This window comes from Filobacillus milosensis (genome assembly GCF_004402015.1).
Classification (GTDB): Bacteria; Bacillota; Bacilli; order Bacillales; family Alkalibacillaceae; genus Filobacillus; species Filobacillus milosensis.
This window is the reverse complement of sequence record NZ_SOPW01000045.1, coordinates 1-913: the sequence shown is the minus strand read 5'-3', so window position 1 is coordinate 913 and position 913 is coordinate 1. Positions and strand designations below refer to the sequence as shown.

1 protein-coding gene is annotated in these 913 nt (G+C 33.2%); it reads left to right on the top strand.

What is annotated here, in order from left to right:
* The first annotated feature begins 224 nt into the window (after nucleotides 1–224).
* Nucleotides 225–770: a hypothetical protein gene (locus E3U55_RS17045; RefSeq protein ID WP_134341675.1), complete on the top strand. Its 546-nt coding sequence runs from the start codon at nucleotides 225–227 to the stop codon at nucleotides 768–770.
* Nucleotides 771–913: the final 143 nt, after the last annotated feature.

Genomic DNA, 913 nt, shown 5'->3' with positions numbered 1-913 from the left:
TTTGCATTTTATACTTCATATAAGAGTTCCTCCTAAGAATTGGTTTACTTGTCTATAATCATCTTAGCGAGGGACTCTTTTTTTATCAAACTTGAAATTTAACGCTCTACAGGAATGCTAAATGGGGCAAATATTGAACAATGAGGCTGTCGAATACGGCAGCCCTATAACTATAAAGAGCAGGAATATTGAGTATGAGAGAACTAATGGGAAAGGGGACTACGATGAAACATTTTTTAAGATTTTTAGGTGTGCTTGGTATTCTACTTATTTTAAGTAGTTGTTCGTCTAATACCGTTCAAAATCAAAAATTAAGTATTATGGAAGAATTGAAGCAAGAAATAAATAGCCAAAATATCACTATTGATAAAATTTATCACGTTGAAATTATCAGTGATGGTGTGCTTGTTCTTTATAAGAAAATGAATGAAAACATGTTAAGTGAAGCATTTTTACGACAAAAAGATAATGAATGGGAGTGGGGAATGGGTTATGGAGAGATAACTATTAAATCAGATACTGATGATTTTTTATGGCATGGAACAAATGATGAAGATACACAAGTATTTAAGATAACGGGGATTACTACTAATCCTGACATAGAAAAAATAATTACTCAAAAGCCAGATGGTACTCGTGAAAAAACTGCAAAGATAATAAATACTGGAGAAGGCTTTAAGATTTGGAATGTGTTTTATGAAAAGCCAATCAATGCACCAGTTGAATTTACTGCCTACGATGGACAAGGTAAAGAAATATTGAAAAAATAATTTGTTAAACTAAAGGGGGCGTTAGTTGTGCGAAATGTTTCTAGCTTAAACTGAGAGTGGCTACATTACTCAGGTAAAGGCTAGGCGGTTCCGATAGGAACTGAAGGATTATATCGAAGAGTCAAATGATAGAGTAACGTCTT

Coding starts and splice junctions, on each gene's coding strand:
- E3U55_RS17045 (WP_134341675.1), top strand. CDS start 225: ATGAAACATTTTTTAAGATTTTTAGGTGTGCTTGGTATTCTACTTATT.